The 676-nt window shown below is 42.9% G+C and carries 1 protein-coding gene; it reads left to right on the top strand.

The features are described from left to right. Positions 1 to 456: tagatose 1,6-diphosphate aldolase (locus D8863_RS10665; RefSeq protein WP_033607292.1), on the top strand; the 456-nt coding region annotated here is incomplete at its 5' end. Between the last annotated feature and the right edge of the window lie 220 nt (positions 457 to 676).

The raw sequence follows: 676 nt of genomic DNA, 5'->3' as shown, positions 1-676 counted from the left end.
GAATACGCAAAAGTGAAACCACACAAGGTTATTGGTGCTATGAAGGTCTTCTCAGATCCACGCTTCAACATCGATGTCTTGAAAGTGGAAGTTCCAGTCAATGTTAAATATGTTGAAGGCTTTGGTGATGGTGAAATCGTGCATACACGCGAAGAAGCAGCAGCTTTTTTCAAAGCACAAGATGAAGCAACTAATTTGCCATATATCTACTTGAGTGCGGGAGTGTCAGCCAAACTCTTCCAAGAAACCCTTGTCTTTGCCCACGAATCAGGCGCAAACTTCAACGGCGTTCTTTGTGGCCGTGCAACCTGGGCAGGATCAGTTGAAGCCTACATCAAAGACGGTGAGGCAGCAGCTCGTGAATGGCTTCGCACAACTGGATTTGAGAACATTGATGAACTCAACAAAGTTCTTCAAACAACAGCGACTTCATGGACTGAACGTGTGGAAGCATAAAACAGGTATAGAGGAATCCCTTTTTGTTAAGCAAATGCTTAGGTTTTCTAACAAAGGATTCTGAAAATAGAAACTACAACCATAGATGGTGCATACACTCTCTATGGTTTGTTTACTTAAGAGAAATGGATCAAAGGAGAGAAGAATGAAAGCATACACAGAGCGTGTATTTGGAAATCATGAGGGCAAGGATGTCTTGGCCTATCGCTTTGAGACTGAC

It is taken from the genome of Streptococcus oralis, assembly GCF_003943825.1.
GTDB classification, from domain to species: domain Bacteria; phylum Bacillota; class Bacilli; order Lactobacillales; family Streptococcaceae; genus Streptococcus; species Streptococcus oralis_CD.
This window is presented reverse-complemented; position numbering and strand designations above follow the sequence as displayed.